This is a genomic window from Amycolatopsis sp. FBCC-B4732 (assembly GCF_023008405.1).
Lineage (GTDB): Bacteria > Actinomycetota > Actinomycetes > Mycobacteriales > Pseudonocardiaceae > Amycolatopsis > Amycolatopsis pretoriensis_A.
In genome coordinates, this window is the sequence record NZ_CP095376.1 from 8,463,369 (window position 1) to 8,478,702 (window position 15,334).

Consider the following 15,334-nt stretch of genomic DNA (forward strand, 5'->3'; position numbering starts at 1 on the left):
ACCCGACCGTGAAAATAGCAGGTCAGACGGCCCCGCGGACCAGGCGAAGGTCTTCCGTGTGCCGGTACCAGGTCCACTTGTTCACCGCGCGCTCGAAGACGACGTCGTCGCGCACCGGCCGGGTCGGGATGCAGCCGATCTGGAAGGCCCGCGAGTACAGCGTGGCCGGCCGCTTGAAGAGGGTGCCCTTCACCACGCGGACCGCCATGCCCGGGCCGTCCGGGTCCGGCGTCACCTCGATCGACGCGGCCGGCCCGCGCAGCGCCACCTGCTCGTCGGCGTAGGCCACCCCGCGGACCAGCCGCAGCAGCCCGCGCCCGACGAGCACGCCGCCGACGTCGTCGCGGATCAGCGGCACCGGGTCGACTTCGCCGCGCAGCGCCAGCGCGAGGGCCTGCAGCGGCGTCTTCGGCAGTCCCCAGAGCGCGGCGACCGACGAGGTCGGGTCCGCGGGGACGAACCCGACCGACACGCCGGAGAGCGCGTCCTTGCGGAGCAGCCGGAGCACGACGGCGGCGAGGTCGGCGTCCGTGCCCGACACCACCAGGTGATCGTGTTCGCCCAGCAAGGGGTCGATTTCCGCCTTGCCGGGGCGACCCGGGACGCGGATCGACTCGACGTCGTCGACTTCTTCGAAGCCCGCCGCGCCGTCACCACAGGCCACCACGATTCCGCGCACCCGCAGGTCCTCCGTTAAAGTCATGCACCGGCATTTCGTCAGCGCCACCGGTGTCCGTCCGGGACACTTAACCTCAGTCGTCGAACACCTGGAGTGTCACATGCCGGCCATCGTGCTCATCGGTGCCCAATGGGGAGACGAAGGCAAGGGCAAGGCCACCGACCTGATGGGGGACCGCGTCCAGTGGGTCGTCCGGTACCAGGGCGGCAACAACGCCGGTCACACGGTCGTCCTGCCGAACGGTGAGAACTTCGCCCTGCACCTCATCCCGTCCGGCATCCTGACCCCCGGCGTGACCAACGTCATCGGCAACGGCGTAGTGGTCGACCCGGGTGTGCTGCTCGATGAGCTCTCCGGCCTCGAAGCACGGGACGTGGATACGTCCAAGCTGCTGATTTCGGCCGACGCGCACTTGATCATGCCGTACCACGTGGCCATCGACAAGGTCACCGAGCGGTACCTCGGCAGCCGCAAGATCGGCACCACCGGCCGCGGCATCGGCCCGTGCTACCAGGACAAGATCGCCCGCGTCGGCGTCCGCGTGCAGGACCTGCTCGACGAGAAGATCTTCCGCCAGAAGGTCGAAGCGGCGCTGGAGTTCAAGAACCAGGTGCTGGTGAAGGTCTACAACCGCAAGGCCCTCGACGCCGACCAGGTCGCCGACGAGGTGCTCGCGGCGGGCGAGAAGTTCTCGCACCGCATCGCCGACACGCGGCTGCAGCTCAACCAGGCCCTCGAGCGCGGCGAAACCGTGCTGCTGGAGGGTTCGCAGGGCACGCTGCTCGACGTCGACCACGGCACCTACCCGTTCGTGACGTCGTCGAACCCGACGTCCGGCGGCGCGAGCGCGGGTTCGGGCATCGGCCCGGGCCGGATCACCACGGTGCTCGGCATCCTCAAGGCCTACACCACCCGCGTCGGCTCGGGCCCGTTCCCGACCGAGCTGCACGACGAGTCCGGCGAGTACCTCCGCAAGCAGGGCGGCGAGTTCGGCGTCACCACCGGCCGCTCGCGCCGCACCGGCTGGTTCGACGCGGTGATCGCGCGGTACGCGGTCCGCGTCAACGGCATCACCGACTACTTCCTCACCAAGCTGGACGTGTTGTCCGGCCTGGAGAAGGTGCCGGTGTGCGTGGGTTACGAGGTCGACGGCTTCCGCACGCAGGACATGCCGATGACGCAGACCGACGTGCACCACGCGATCCCGATCTACGAAGAGCTCCCGGGCTGGTTCGAGGACATCTCGGCGTGCCGCACGTTCGAGGAGCTGCCGGCGAACGCGCGCGCGTACGTCGAGCGCCTCGAAGAGCTGTCGGGCGCCCGGATCTCGGCGATCGGCGTCGGCCCGGGCCGCGAGCAGACCATCGTCCGGCACGAATTCGTCTAGGTCAGCTTCGTCGTCACCGGCGTCTCGTTGCGGAACAGGTCGAGCACCGGGCAGTGCTCGTCGACCTCGCGCTTGAGGTCTTCGTAGCGCTCCCGGCTCGCCGGGCCTTCCAGCTCGATCGACACCCGGACGTCCCCGAACCCGGGGCGGGTGTTGAAGGCGAACCCGAAGAAGCCGTGCAGGTCGAGGTCGCCGTCGACGGTGACCTTGATCGAGTCGATCGGGATCCCGCGCTTCGCCGCCCAGAACTGGTAGGTGACGACCTGGCACGACCCGAGCGCGGCGAGCGCGTACTCGACGGGGTTGGCGGCCTGGTCCGTCCCGCCGAGCGCGGGCGGCTCGTCGACGGTGAAGGCGTGCTCCCGCACCTTGACCTCGACCTCGGTTCGCGTGCCGGGCTTGAGGGTGTGGTCGACGCTGAAGGAAACGGCGGCGTTGTGCGGATCGGCGTCGACGGCCTTGCGGGTGCCTTCGATGACTTCGGTCAGCGACATGGGGCTCTCCTGAAGATCGTGAGGGATGTGCCACAGGGTGGGCGAATCCCGGCGGCCCCGCTCGGGTTCTCAAGTCCTGGGAAGCCGGAAATGAGTGGCGCCGCTCGCTAGCTTGGGACCATGACCATCGGAGTCACGCTGCCGGCCGGTGACACCGGAGCCGCCGCGAACCTCGTCGACGAGCTCCTCGCCCAGACCCGTCAAGCCGCCGATGCCGGGCTGAAGTCCGTCTGGTTTTCGCAGCTGCCGCTGAGCCAGGACGCCATCACCGTCGCCGCGCTCGCGGGGCGCGAAGTCCCCGGTATCGAGGTCGGGACGTCCGTCGTGCCCATCTACCCGCGGCACCCGCTGCTGGTCGCGAGCGCGGCGCAGACCGCGCAGGCCGCCACCGGGGGCCGGTTCACGCTCGGGATCGGGCTCGGGTCGAAGGGGTTCCTCGGGCCCGTCTACGGCGTCGAGTACCCGCCGCCGATCCGGCACCTGCGCGAATACCTCACCGTGCTGCGGCAGGTCTTCGACGGCCAAACCGTCGACTTCCGCGGCGAGACGCTCGAAGCGCACCCGCCCGGACCGTCCACTGTGGGCGGTGACGTGCGGATCGTCGTCGCCGCGATGGGGCCGCAGGCGCTGCGCGTCACCGGTGAGCTCGCCGACGGGACGCTGCCGTTCCTCGCCGGGCCGAGAGCGCTTTCCGAGCAGATCGTGCCGCACCTGCCCGCGGGCAAGCGGATCCTCGCGGCCGTGCCGGCGATCGTCACCGACGAACCCGACGCCGTGCGGGCGCTGGCCTACGAGCAGATGTCCTTCTACAGCCAGATCCCTTCGTACCAGCGGATCCTGGCCGCGGAAGGCGTCGAGCACGCGGCCGAGCTGGCGATCATCGGGGACGAGAAGACCGTCCTCGAAGGACTCCGGCGCTACTACGACGCCGGCGCGACCGACGTCCTCGTCTCGCAGACCGGCATCCGGTCCGCCGAAGAGCGGCTGCGGACGTGGGAAGTGATCAGCTCAGCCGGTTCGTGAGGGTCGCCGACACCGAAAGCTCCTCCAGGTCGAGCTCCCGCAGCACGCGCCGCAGGACCTCGTCGTCGAGCCGCCCGGCGCGGTTCTCCTCGATCATCGCCTTGCGCTGGGTGATCAGGAGCTCGCGCCGGGCCTTCGCGAACTGGGCCTGCGGGCTGCCGGACCGGTCTTCGCCGGACAGCGTGATCGCGGCCTTGGCGAAGCGGTAGCGCGTGTCGATCAGCCGCTGGAGCCGCTCCTTCAGCCGGTCGACCTTCTCCTGGGGCAGGTCCAGCGAAGCCAGCCGCTCGTCGCTGATTTCGCGCAGCCGGTCCTGGGCCGCCTTCTTCGCGACCTCGCGCGCGGCGAGTTCTTCGGCCTCGTCCCGCGACGCCTCCGCAGGGTCCTCCACCTTCAGCAGCCGGATCAGCGGCGGCAGCGTCAGCCCCTGGATCAGCACCGTCCCGATCGCCACAGTGAACGCGAACAGCTGGATCTCCTCGCGGCCCGGGGTCGCGGCCGGTACGCCGGCCGCCGCGGCGAGCGTGACCACGCCGCGCATGCCGGTCCACGAAACGACCGCCAGCGTCCGCCACGACGGCGTCGCGCGGTCCCGGCCGAAGAGCCGGACCGTCTGCGGCAGGTACGCGGAAACGAACACCGCCGGCACCCGCACGAACATCGTCACGCCGAGCACGATCACCGCGACCAGCGCGAGCGTCCCGTTGTCGCGGGCCGCGTGCTGCGCGCCTTCGAGCACGAACGGCAGCTGCAGCCCCATCAGCGCGAACACCAGCGCTTCCAGCAGGACGTCGATCGAGGCCCACACCGATCTGTCCTGCATGCGTGTCGCGGGGGACGCGTACAGCGCGCGATGCCCCAGGAGCAGGCCCGCCGCGACGACGGCGAGCACGCCGGAGCCGCTGAAGTCTTCGCTGAAGGGGTGCAGGTGCTCCGCGGTGACGTACGCGGCGAACGGCACGATGATGCCGAACGCCGACTCCATCAGCGGGTCGTCGAGCTGGCGGCGGATCAGCACGACGAGCGCGCCGATCGCCAGGCCGACCCCGATGCCCAGCACGGTCGCGACGCCGAAGACCGCGAACCCGTGCCCGGCCGAGCCCGCGGTGCCCGCGACGGCGGCGAGCGCGACCTTGTACAGCGTCAGCGCGGCGGCGTCGTTGACCAGGCTCTCGCCGGTCAGCACGGTCATCACCCGCCGCGGCAGGCCGAGCTTGCGCCCGATCGCGACCGCGGTCACCGCGTCCGGCGGCGCCACGACCGCGCCGAGGACCAGCGCGGAGGCGAAGGGCACGTCCGGCAGCAGCAGGTGCACGACGACGGCGACGACCACGGCGGTCAGGGCCACCAGCACCACGCCGAGCGCGACGATCGGCCGCAGCGCCCGCTTGAAGTGCGTCAGCGAGCTTTCCAGCGACGTCGAGTAGAGCAACGGCGGCAGCACGACGGTGAGCACCAGTTCCGGTTCGAGCTCGAACCGCGGCACGCCGGGGATCAGCGCGATCCCGAGCGCGACGACGACCACCAGCAGTGGCGCGGACAGGTTGTAGCGCCGGGCGAGGGCGGTCAGCGCGAGGGAGCCCGCGAGCACGGCCATCAGCGTCAGGATCTCCACGCGGGTGATCTTCCCGCAGGTGAGAGCCCTGCGCTCGGCTTCCGCCCAATGGAAGTGACCTGGCTTACGCCGGACCCCCTGTGCATACTTGTGCGCACTACGCACACTTGTGCGGATCACGTGCACCGACGCACATCCGGAGGTTCTCCATGTCCCCTGGCACTCGCTCCTGGGTCGTGCCCCTGGCCTGGACCGCCGTCCTGCTCGACGGGTTCGACCTGGTCGTGCTCGGCACCGTGCTGCCCGTGCTGCTCCGCGACCACGTCTGGGGCCTGACGCCCGGCACGGCGTCGGTCGTGTCGACGGTCGGGCTGGCCGGGATGATGCTGGGCGGGCTGGCGATCGGCACGATCACCGACGTCATCGGGCGCCGGAAGTCCCTGATCATCTCCGTGACGCTGTTCTCCCTGTGCACGCTGCTCTGCGCGTTCGCGCCCTCGACGTTCGTCTTCGCCCTGCTGCGGTTCGTTGCCGGGCTGGGCCTCGGCGGCTGCCTGCCGACGGCGATCACGCTGGTCACGGAGTACGCGCGCCGGGGCAAGGCCGGCAGCGCGACGACCACGGTGATGACCGGCTACCACGTCGGCGCGGTGCTGACGGCGCTGCTGGGCATCGTGCTCATCTCGCCGCTGGGCTGGCGCGCGATGTTCGTCGCCGGCGCGATCCCCGCCGTGGTGCTGATCCCGCTGATGCTGAAGTTCCTGCCGGAGTCCGAGTCGTTCCAGCGGGTCCGCGAGACCGAGCGGTCGGCCGGGCACGCCGTCGCCGGCCTGTTCCGCGGCGGCCTGCTGCGCGCGACGATCGCCTTCTGGGTGACGTCGTTCATGGGCCTGCTGCTGGTGTACGGGCTGAACACGTGGCTGCCGGAGATCATGCGCCAGGCCGGCTACCCGCTCGGTGCGGCGCTGAGCCTGTTGCTGACGCTGAACGTCGGCGGCATCGCCGGGCTGCTCGTGGCGGGCCGGGTCGCCGACCGCGTCGGCATCCGCCCGTCGGCCATCGTCTGGTTCTGCCTCGGCGCGGTGTTCCTGGCGCTGCTGAGCGTCAAGCTGCCGGCCGTCGGGCTGTACGCGGCGGTGTTCCTGACCGGCTGCTTCGTGTTCAGCGCCCAGGTGCTGGTGTACGCGTACATCGGCCGCGTCTACCCGGACGCGATCCGCGCGACCGGCCTCGGCTGGTCCGCCGGCATCGGCCGCATCGGCGCGATCTCGGGCCCGCTCCTCGGCGGCGCCCTGCTGACGGCCGGAATCGCATACCCGTGGGGCTTCTACGCGTTCGCCGGCGTCGGCGCACTGGGCGCGGCCGCGGTCACGGTGGTCCGCCCCGGCCGCCAGTCCCCGGCCCCCGACCCCGTCCCCGCCCCGGAAAGCCACGCGACTCCCTGAGCGTGCCGCGCGGGTCGTGAGTGAGGGTTGGAACACTGTTCCTCACTCACGACCACTTGCGCCGGACGTCAGCCGAGTTCCTTCAGTTCCTGTTCCACCGCCGCGAGTTCGGCTTCCGAGCCCTGGACCTTCGGGCCGGTGAACCACTTCCGGGCCGAGAGCACCCACCACAGCGCCGCGCCGCCGAGCACCACCAGGAACGCGATCGGCGTGTAGTTGAACGAGTCCACCGTCACCGGCGACACCTGCGGCAGCATGAACAGGAAGAAGATCAGCACGACCCACACCGTCGCGATGATCCCGACCGGCTTGCCCCACTTGCCCAGCGACCACGGCCCGGGCTCGAACGAGTCGCCGCGCCGGACGCGCAGGAACACCGGGATCACGTACGCCACGTACAGCCCGACGACCGCGATCGACGTCACCGCCGCGTAGGCCGTCGCGCTCCACAGGTACGGCAGGGCCAGGATCAGCGCGCCGCCCGCGGCGAGCCACACGGCGTTCGTCGGCGTCTGCGTGCGCTTGTTGATCTTGTGCCAGAAGCCCGACCCGGGGATCGCGCCGTCGCGGGCGAACGCGTAGATCATCCGCGAGTTCGCCGTCACCGACGCCATGCCGCAGAACAGCTGCGCGCCGATGCAGATCAGGAGCAGGAACTTGCCGGTGACCGCGCCGGTCGCGTCGATGAAGATCTGCGCGGGCGGGACGCCGGTCGCGGACCCGACCGCGCCGTCGTAGTCCTGGATCGCGAACGTCAGGCCGATCAGCAGGATCCAGCCCGCGACCAGCGAGACGACGATCGACATCACGATGCCGCGCGGCCCGGCCGTCGCCGCGCTCTTCGTCTCCTCGGTCATGTGCGCCGAGGCGTCGTAGCCGGTCAGCGTGTACTGCGCGACCAGCAACCCCAGCGCGAAGACGTAGAAGGTCGAACCCCAGCCCGTCTGGTTCACGAAACTGCCGAAGACGAACGACGCGTCCTGGTGCTTGGCCGGTACGAAGATCAGCACCCCGACGATCACCAGCACGCCGATGAGGTGCCACCAGACGCTGACGTTGTTGAGGATCGCCACGATCCGGACGCCGAAGGTGTTCAGCAGGCCGTGCACCACGAGGATGATCGCCAGCAGCAGGATCGTGTGGCCCGGCGTCGCGGTGAAGCCCCACTGCAGGTCGAGGAAGGCGTTGAGGAACAGCGCCGCGCCGAAGTCGATGCCCGCGGTGACGGCGATCTGCCCGATGAGGTTGAACCAGCCGGTGAACCACGACCACACGGGACCGGACTTGTTCGGCGCCAGCTTCGCGGCCCAGTAGTAGAGGCCGCCCGCGGTCGGGTAGCTGGAGCAGACCTCGGCCATGCCGAGGCCGACCAGGATGACGAACACCCCGACCAGTGGCCAGCCCCAGATCATCGCGGCCGGGCCGCCGGTCTTCATGCCGAAGCCGTAGAGCGTCAGGCAGCCGGAGAGGATCGAAATGATCGTGAAGGAGACGGCGAAGTTCGAGAACGCCGACATCGTCCGTTTGAGCTCCTGCGCGTACCCCAGCTGGTGCAGGCGGGCGCTGTCTTCGTCAGCGTGGTCGGGAGTGGTCTGCTGGTCGGAAACGTCCATCGGGCACCTCTTGAAAGGTATGCGGCCAGACCATTGAATTCGCCGAAGGTAGCCCCGCCACCAGGGGGTGTCAAGCCTTCGTCAAGAACTCGTCCAGCTGCCTGAGCAGGGGCCCGCCACCTCGGTGGTCGTTCGAGATCAGGGTCGCGGTGACGCCGGACGACGGCTGGTGCAGGCTCACGAACGTGACGCCGTGGTCGCCGCCCTCCAGCCGGACGACGCCGGGCCGCGGCAGCCGGAAGCCGAGCCCGTAGCCGGCTCCGCGCAGCATCCGTTCCACCCACTCGCCCGGGACGAGCCTGCCGTCGAGGAACGCGGGCCAGAACTTCCGGAAGTCCGGCGCGGAGCTGTAGATCCCGCCGTTGCCGAAGCCGACGACCGGCAGGCTGAACACGTTGGTGCGGCCGTCTTCCAGGTACCCGGTGGCCGTCCGGGCGGGCAGCGCGTCCGAGCGGAGGAACGCCGTGTCCGCCATCCCGGCGGGCTCGGTCACGCGGGTCCGGACGAGGTCGGCGAAAGGTACGCCCGCGACCCGTTCGGCGATCAGGGCCAGGACCGCGAAAGCGCAGTTGTGGTAGTGGAAGCGTTCGCCCGGCGGGAACTGCTGCGGGTAGCCGTCGAGAGCGGCGAGGTAGTCGGCCGACGTGACGAGTCCCGGCGGTGTCTCGGGCGGGTTTTCGTCATTGCAGTAGTCGCCGATGCCCGGAGTGTGCGTCAGGAGGTGCTCGACGGTGTTCTCGTCGCCGCGGTTGACCAGCACCACACCGGAAAAGGGCGCTTCCACGGACTCAGCGTCCACGGAAGCGCCCTTCGCGGCAACGCGATTACCGGCCCAGGAAGGCGTGCAGCGACTCGAGCGCGGTGTCCGGCTGGTCGGCGAAGAAGCCGTCGACACCGGCCTGGAGGAACGCCGCCTCCTCGGTGAAGACGTCACCGTAGGCGTCCGGCTCGGCCGAGGAGCGCAGGTTCGCCGGCAGGAACGGGTTCTCGTTCCGGAACGTGTACGGCTGCACCTTCAGGCCCGCCTTGTGCGCGTCGGCGACGAGCGCGGTCGGCTTGGTCAGGTTCCCGGCGGCGTCCAGCGGGATGATCTGCCCCTTCTCCGGCCCGAGGTACTTCGCGTACTTCGAGATGTCACGCAGACCCTGCGGCGTCACGAGGTCCGCGTACGTCCGCTTGTCGCCCTTCGCGACGAAGTCCGCCGGAGCGCCGGTGGCCGAGGTCAGCTGCAGCAGCGGCGTGCGGACCTGCTTGTGCAGCGCGATCAGGTTCGACACCTCGAACGACTGGATGATCGCCGGCGCGTCCGGCCGGTCGAGGCCGTTGCGCTTGAGGATCGACACCAGCTTCGGCTCGGTCGGGTTGCCGATGGACTGGAAGAACGTCGAGTGCTTGACCTCGGGGTAGGTGCCCAGCGTCCGGTGCAGTTCCCGGCCGAGCCGCTTGGTCAGGTCGAGCACCTCCTGGAAGGTGGCGATCTGGTAGCGGCCGTTGTACAGCGTGTTGTGCGGGCGGTTCGCCGGGATCCGCTCGACCGCGCGCAGCGTCTTCAGCTCGGCGAGGGTGAAGTCCTGGGTGAACCACCCGGTCGTGCTGACCCCGTCGAGCACGACGGTCTTCTTCCGGTTCGCGAACTCGGGGTGCTTCGCGACGTCGGTGGTCCCGCCGATCTCGGGCTCGTGCCGCGCGACGAGCTGGCCGTCCTTGGTGGGCACGAGGTCGACGTCGACCCAGTCGACGCCCATCCGGTAGGCGAGCTCGTACGAGGCGAGCGTGTGCTCCGGCCGGTACCCGGGCGCGCCGCGGTGTCCGATGATCACGGGGTCATCGTGGCCCCGCCCGTGCGCGGCCGCATCGGCGGACCCGGCTTCGGATGCGTTGGCCGACCCGACGGCCAGTCCGGTGACGCTCAGCAACGCCAGTCCGGCGAGCGTCAGCACACCGACACGTTTGCGCTTCATCTGGTGACCTCTTTTCACACAGGGTTGACCCTGACTACTCGCGCCACCCTCGATGCCGCAAGCGTCGCGCGGGGGTATCCGGGCAAAAGCGACGGTGAACTACGCGTGGACTCCTGCGCGCGAAGGTGTGGTCCGCGGCACGGCTGGGGACGCTCGACCCCGCGGCGGGTGGCCGGACCACTGCCGGGCTCCGGCCGGCGCGGGCCCACGTCAACCGGTCGTCGCGGCCTGCCCGCCACCTCCGGTTCCCGCGGCCGGAGCGCCTCCCGCCCGTGGTGCCCGGCGGCCGGAGCGCCGCCCCCGCTTCCTTTGCAGCGGTCACCTCGATTCAGCAGCACCCTCCGCACCTCCCGTCACCCAGGGCGGCACGGCCCTCACCCGCGGTGCCCGGGGGCGGCGAAATGTCCGGCGCGAACCCGGCCGGATACGCTGTGCCGCGTGCGCGTACTGGTAATCGGCTCCGGCGCTCGTGAGCACGCTCTCGTCCTCGCGGCTTCCGGCGACCCCACCGTCACGGCGCTGGCCTGCGCTCCCGGCAACGCCGGGACCGCCGCGGTCGCCGAGCAGCTCGGCGTCGAAGCGGCCGATCCCGAGGCGGTCGCGAGCCTCGCGAAGAGCTGGCAGGCCGACCTCGTCGTGGTCGGGCCCGAGGTCCCGCTCGTCGCCGGCGTCGCCGACGCCGTCCGGAAGGTGGGCATCGCCTGCTTCGGCCCGTCGGCCGCGGCGGCTCGCATCGAAGGCTCGAAGGCGTTCGCGAAGGACGTCATGGCCGCGGCGAACGTGCCGACCGCGCGCAGCGAGGTGGTCGACAACCCGGCCCGCCTCGACGCCGCGCTCGCCCGCTTCGGCCCGACCTGGGTGGTCAAGGACGACGGGCTCGCCGCCGGCAAGGGCGTCGTCGTCACGACCGACTACGACGTCGCGCGCAAGCACGCGATCATGCTCCTCGACGGCGGCCACCCGGTGCTCCTGGAGTCCTTTTTGGACGGTCCGGAAGCGTCGCTGTTCTGCTTCGTCGACGGCACCACCGTCGTGCCGCTGCTGCCCGCGCAGGACTTCAAGCGCGTCGGCGACGACGACGCGGGCCCGAACACCGGCGGTATGGGTGCGTACGCGCCGCTGCCCTGGGCCCCCGAGAACCTGGTCGACGACCTGGTCGAGAAGGTCGTCCAGCCGGTCGCGGACGAGCTGGTGAACCGCGGCGCGCCGTTCTCCGGCCTGCTCTACGCCGGGCTCGCGCTGACCTCCGACGGTCCGCAGGTCATCGAGTTCAACTGCCGCTTCGGCGACCCCGAAACGCAGGTCGTGCTGGCGCTGCTGCGCACCCCGATCGCCGGGCTGATGCACGCCACCGCCACCGGCAAGCTCGCCGAGCACCCGCCGCTGGAGTGGGCGGGCGGCACCGCGGTCACCGTCGTGGTCGCCGCCGACGGCTACCCCGGCAAGCCGCGCACCGGCGACGTCATCACCGGCGCCGAGCTGGAAGGCGTGCTGCACGCCGGCACGCGCCGCCGTGACGACGGCGCCGTCGTCTCCTCCGGTGGCCGGGTGCTGTCGGTCGTCGGCACCGGCAAGACGCTCAAGTCGGCCCGCAAGCACGCGTACGAAACCGTCGAAAAGGTGCACCTCGCCGGGTCGCACCACCGCACGGACATCGCGCTGAAGGCGGCGAACGGCGAGATCGGCGCTCCGGCCGCGAAGCAGCGCGCCTGATTTCACGGGACCGGGGAACCGGCCGGGCACGAACTTCGTCCAAACCCGGGCTGCTGCCACACTTGCGTTGGTAGCCTCGACGAGGAGCCGGCCGGTCACTGTCCGTATGACGTCAGGGGAGAGCATGTCAGGACCCTCGTACGACCTGAGCCCGGCCGTCCCGGTGGCGCCGGCCGTGGCGGACGTCCTGGTCCGCCCGGACAAGCTGCTCGACGTCGCCCGGATCGTCGAAGAGCAGGCCAACGCGCTCGAAGACCAGCTGATCACCCGCCTGGACCAGCTGCGGGTCGACGCGCCCTCGGCGGACGTCGTCAGCACCCAGTCGATCGAAGCGTGGAACCACCTGATCGCCGACGGCGACCGGTCCTACGCCGGCCAGGTCCGCGAGTACGTCGCGGGCCTCAAGCGCCTGGTGTCGCAGCTGCGCGCCGCCGCGAAGGACTACAAGGTCAGCGACGAGGAAAAGGCGGCGGTGTTCGGTGACCGCGGCAAGCACGGTGCGTAACAGCGCGGTGCTGATCACCGGCGGCGTGCTCGCGACAGCGGCGCTCGCCGGCTGCTCCGCGGACAAGGACGGCACCCCGTACCCGATCGAGACGGCCGCCACCGCGGCGTCGCAGAGCGCGAAGGCCGCCCAGCTGCCCCAGCGCCCGGCCGACCTGCCGATGCAGGGCGTCGACCTCTGCGACCTCTTCCCGCAGGTGCAGCTCGACGCGATGAAGATCAGCAGCACGCCCCGGCAGGCCGACAGCGCCGACGGGCCGGTCTGCGTGCTCGACGCCGACCGCGAGGAGCCGTTCCACGGCTACCAGGTGGGCTCGGTGACCGCGGACCTCGACGAGTGGATCACCGGGGCCCGCCGCAAGAACAGCATGACCACCGAACCGAAGGCCATCGCCGGCTACCCGGCGCTGACGAGCTACCGCGCGGCCGCCGACCCGGCCGACTGCAGCACCCTCGTCGGCGTCGCGAAGGGCCGGACGCTGACCATCCGGACGTTCCCCATCACCCGCGGCAAGCTCACCCAGCCGCAGCTGTGCGAGATGTCGGCGCACGCCGCCGACCTGGCGCTGCAGTCCTTGAAGTCACGCAACTAGGGAGGGCGCGTGGAATTCTCCGAGCTCGCGGCCGGGATCCGGAACCACCGGTTCGACGGCTGGACCAACACCGCGATCGCCGACCAGATCACGCGGATGGTCAACGGCGACGGCACCGGCAGCATCGGCACCGCCGTCGACGCGCTGAAAGCCGTCGCGACCGCGCTCGCCCACACCGACCAGACGTTGCGCGCGCAGCTGTTGAAGCTCGGCGTCGAGTGGCAGAGCCAGGCCGGGGGCGCGGCCGGCCAGGTGCTGACCGAGCAGGCCGGGTTCTCCCAGGACGCCACCACGAAGGTCGCGCACGCCGCGGAAATGGTCTTCGCGCAGGGCGAGTCCTTCAACCGCACCAAGTACAAGCTCCCGGACGCCGAGACGGTCCGGAAGGGCGCGGGCGGCTACACGCTGACCGACGGGCTGCTGCTGTCCCTCATCGGCTTCGAGACCGACCACGCCCGGCAGGTCGAGGCGGCGAACAACGCCAAGGAGCAGGCGCAGCAGGCGCTGAACGAGTACGCGCAGGAGAGCGGCACGAACCTGCTCTCGACGCAGTCGCTGTCCGACCCCGAGTCGCTGAAGCTGGCCGCGCCGGGGGTCACGCCCGGTGTGCTCGACGTCGCCGGCGCGGCGGTCGCGGTGACGCCGGACGGCGGCGTGCGGCCCGCGTCGGACAAGGTCCGGTCGGTGCACGTCGACCCGCCGGTGGTGCAGCCGGTGGCGCACCAGGTGCACGCCGACGCGCCGACCCCGGTCTACGGCGTCGCGGCGCAGCAGCAACAGCCGTCCCGGCCCGTCGGGTCGTCGCGGCAGACCGGCTCGGTGACCGCGCCCGCCGCGCAGCACACGACGCCGAGTTCGACGACGACGCCGTCGGGCGTGAAGCCCCCGACGTCGACGCCCGGGCCCGGCTGGGTCACCACCCCGGGCCGCGGCACGTCCGGCGGCGACTCCACCCACTTCTCGCCCGGCCTGGCCGTCGGCGGCGCGGGCGAGCAGTTCGTCCCGCCGGGCGCACCCGGCTCCCTGCCGCCCGGCTCGAACCCGGCGACGGCGCCGATCAAGTCCCTCGGGGGCGGCGGTGGCACGTCCACCGGCTCCGGCTCCGGCTCCGGCTCCGGCGCCGTCGACAGCTCGCTCAGCCGCGGCCCCGACGGCCTGCTGGCCAAGGGCCGCACGGTCGGCTCGATGCCGCAGGCCCCGCTGGCGCCGGGCCAGTACACGGCCGAACGCGGCTTCGTGGCGAAGCCGGGCGCGACCCCGGGCGAAATCGGCGCGGGCGCGGCGGCGGTCGGCGCGGGCGCCGCCGGTGGCGCGCTCAGCGGCGACAAGGAACGCCAGCGGCGCGAGAAGGGCCAGCCGAAGGGCCCGGTGCGGCCGCTGCCGGTCGGCGAACTGCCCGAGGAGGAAGCCGTCGCGCTGCGGAAGTCCGAGCAGATCAGCCCGAAGCAGCAGCGCGGCGAGGCGCGGTTCCTGTCGGAGGCGGCCCCGCAGGAGGAGGACGCCGAGCACGTCCGCCGCTTCGGCGTCGACGACCAGGACCTGTTCGCCGACCAGCGGATGGTTTCCCCCGACGTGATCGGCGACCACGGCTCGGACGGTCGCTGACCGTGTCCTTGGTGCTGTCCGCGTCGGAGTTCGACGTGCTCTGGGAGTCGTTCGAACTGCCTCGGCGGCACGTCGCGATCGACGTGCCGAGCGGGGGAACCACCCGCACCGAGCGGTCGGCGCTGGTGGAGTCGGCGTGGGCGTCGCTGAGCGAGCGGCGCCTGGCCCGCAACCGCCGGGCGTCCGGCGAGCTGGCCGACCTGCTCCACCTGCTGGCCCGACCCCAGTTCGGCGTCGACGTCTGGGTGTGGGCCGAACGCGAGATCCGCGGCCGCGCGGTCAGCCACCGCAGTCAGGCGGTGCTGGCGGTGGTGGACAACGCGGAGGTGTGGCTGATCCCGGCCACGGAGGACGCCCTCGCGGAGGCGGCGGTCTCGGTGGCGGGCGACCTGGCCCCGGGCATCGGCCAGACGGTGAGCATCCCGTACCCGACGCTGAAGGCCGCGGACGCGGCCGCCAAGGGCGACCCGAAGGCACTGGTGACGGCGCTGGAGGACCGCGGCGTGCCGCTGTTCCAGGCCCAGGAACTCTCGGGCATGCTGCTCGGCCAGGAGGCCAGGGGCCAGTTCGGCGCGGAGCGCGTGGGCCGTGACGGCGTGGTCCACCGCGCGAACCGGGTGGTGGCGTTCTTCGACACGGACTCCGGCCGCTACCTGTTCCAGGTGGAGACCGACCGCGAAGGCCGCGAGTGGGCGACGGTGACCCCGGCGGACAACGCGCTGCTCGCGACGAGGATCCGGGAACTGGTGGCGGAGGCCTGAG

The 15,334-nt window shown here is 71.3% G+C and carries 14 protein-coding genes; 8 read left to right on the forward strand and 6 right to left on the reverse strand.

What is annotated here, in order from left to right; all coding sequences use genetic code 11:
- Positions 1 to 22: 22 nt before the first annotated feature.
- On the reverse strand, positions 23 to 667 hold the full coding sequence (locus MUY14_RS38115) for a hypothetical protein (protein ID WP_247025453.1): 645 nt from the start codon (positions 665 to 667) through the stop codon (positions 23 to 25).
- Between the two features lie 112 nt (positions 668 to 779).
- Between MUY14_RS38115 and MUY14_RS38120 the strand changes: the two genes are divergently transcribed.
- Positions 780 to 2,066 (forward strand): adenylosuccinate synthase, encoded by a 1,287-nt coding sequence (locus tag MUY14_RS38120; RefSeq protein WP_247016776.1) that lies wholly within the window; start codon positions 780 to 782, stop codon positions 2,064 to 2,066.
- Here the strand turns inward: MUY14_RS38120 and MUY14_RS38125 are convergent.
- Positions 2,063 to 2,560 carry an OsmC family protein gene (locus tag MUY14_RS38125; RefSeq protein ID WP_247016778.1) on the reverse strand — a complete coding sequence of 166 codons (498 nt, stop codon included), beginning with the start codon at positions 2,558 to 2,560 and terminating at the stop codon, positions 2,063 to 2,065. The genes MUY14_RS38120 and MUY14_RS38125 overlap by 4 nt on opposite strands.
- A gap of 120 nt (positions 2,561 to 2,680) precedes the next feature.
- Between MUY14_RS38125 and MUY14_RS38130 the strand changes: the two genes are divergently transcribed.
- Positions 2,681 to 3,583, forward strand: coding sequence for a TIGR03564 family F420-dependent LLM class oxidoreductase (locus MUY14_RS38130; RefSeq protein ID WP_247016780.1), 903 nt, complete (start codon positions 2,681 to 2,683; stop codon positions 3,581 to 3,583).
- Here the strand turns inward: MUY14_RS38130 and MUY14_RS38135 are convergent.
- Positions 3,564 to 5,198, reverse strand: a complete 1,635-nt coding sequence (locus MUY14_RS38135) for a Na+/H+ antiporter (protein ID WP_247016782.1) — start codon at positions 5,196 to 5,198, stop codon at positions 3,564 to 3,566. The genes MUY14_RS38130 and MUY14_RS38135 overlap by 20 nt on opposite strands.
- 149 nt (positions 5,199 to 5,347) lie before the next feature.
- Between MUY14_RS38135 and MUY14_RS38140 the strand changes: the two genes are divergently transcribed.
- Positions 5,348 to 6,583, forward strand: coding sequence for an aromatic acid/H+ symport family MFS transporter (locus tag MUY14_RS38140; protein ID WP_247016784.1), 1,236 nt, complete (start codon positions 5,348 to 5,350; stop codon positions 6,581 to 6,583).
- A 68-nt stretch (positions 6,584 to 6,651) separates the two neighbouring features.
- Here the strand turns inward: MUY14_RS38140 and MUY14_RS38145 are convergent, their stop codons facing one another.
- The 3 genes from MUY14_RS38145 to MUY14_RS38155 all read right to left on the reverse strand — a co-directional run bounded on the left by MUY14_RS38145 (position 6,652) and on the right by MUY14_RS38155 (position 10,157).
- Positions 6,652 to 8,196, reverse strand: a complete 1,545-nt coding sequence (locus MUY14_RS38145; RefSeq protein WP_247016786.1) for an amino acid permease — start codon at positions 8,194 to 8,196, stop codon at positions 6,652 to 6,654.
- A gap of 70 nt (positions 8,197 to 8,266) precedes the next feature.
- Positions 8,267 to 8,995 carry a serine hydrolase gene (locus tag MUY14_RS38150; protein WP_247016788.1) on the reverse strand — a complete coding sequence of 243 codons (729 nt, stop codon included), beginning with the start codon at positions 8,993 to 8,995 and terminating at the stop codon, positions 8,267 to 8,269.
- Between the two features lie 25 nt (positions 8,996 to 9,020).
- Positions 9,021 to 10,157: a glycerophosphodiester phosphodiesterase gene (locus MUY14_RS38155; protein ID WP_247016790.1), complete on the reverse strand. Its 1,137-nt coding sequence runs from the start codon at positions 10,155 to 10,157 to the stop codon at positions 9,021 to 9,023.
- Positions 10,158 to 10,595: 438 nt separating this feature from the next.
- Here MUY14_RS38155 and purD point away from each other — a divergent pair, with 438 nt between their 5' ends.
- From purD to MUY14_RS38180, 5 genes are all read left to right on the forward strand, one after another.
- Positions 10,596 to 11,870, forward strand: coding sequence for a phosphoribosylamine--glycine ligase (gene purD, locus MUY14_RS38160; RefSeq protein WP_247016792.1), 1,275 nt, complete (start codon positions 10,596 to 10,598; stop codon positions 11,868 to 11,870).
- A gap of 124 nt (positions 11,871 to 11,994) precedes the next feature.
- Positions 11,995 to 12,375: a hypothetical protein gene (locus tag MUY14_RS38165; RefSeq protein ID WP_247016793.1), complete on the forward strand. Its 381-nt coding sequence runs from the start codon at positions 11,995 to 11,997 to the stop codon at positions 12,373 to 12,375.
- On the forward strand, positions 12,350 to 12,967 hold the full coding sequence (locus tag MUY14_RS38170) for a DUF3558 domain-containing protein (protein WP_247016795.1): 618 nt from the start codon (positions 12,350 to 12,352) through the stop codon (positions 12,965 to 12,967). The genes MUY14_RS38165 and MUY14_RS38170 overlap by 26 nt, the downstream gene beginning before the upstream one ends.
- Before the next feature lie 9 nt (positions 12,968 to 12,976).
- The gene (locus MUY14_RS38175; RefSeq protein ID WP_247016798.1) at positions 12,977 to 14,572 is read left to right on the forward strand and encodes a hypothetical protein; all 1,596 of its coding nucleotides are present in this window, start codon (positions 12,977 to 12,979) and stop codon (positions 14,570 to 14,572) included.
- 2 nt (positions 14,573 to 14,574) lie between these two features.
- A complete protein-coding gene (locus tag MUY14_RS38180; RefSeq protein WP_247016800.1) occupies positions 14,575 to 15,333 on the forward strand; it encodes an ESX secretion-associated protein EspG in 759 nt (252 codons plus the stop codon).
- The last annotated feature ends 1 nt before the right edge of the window (position 15,334 follow it).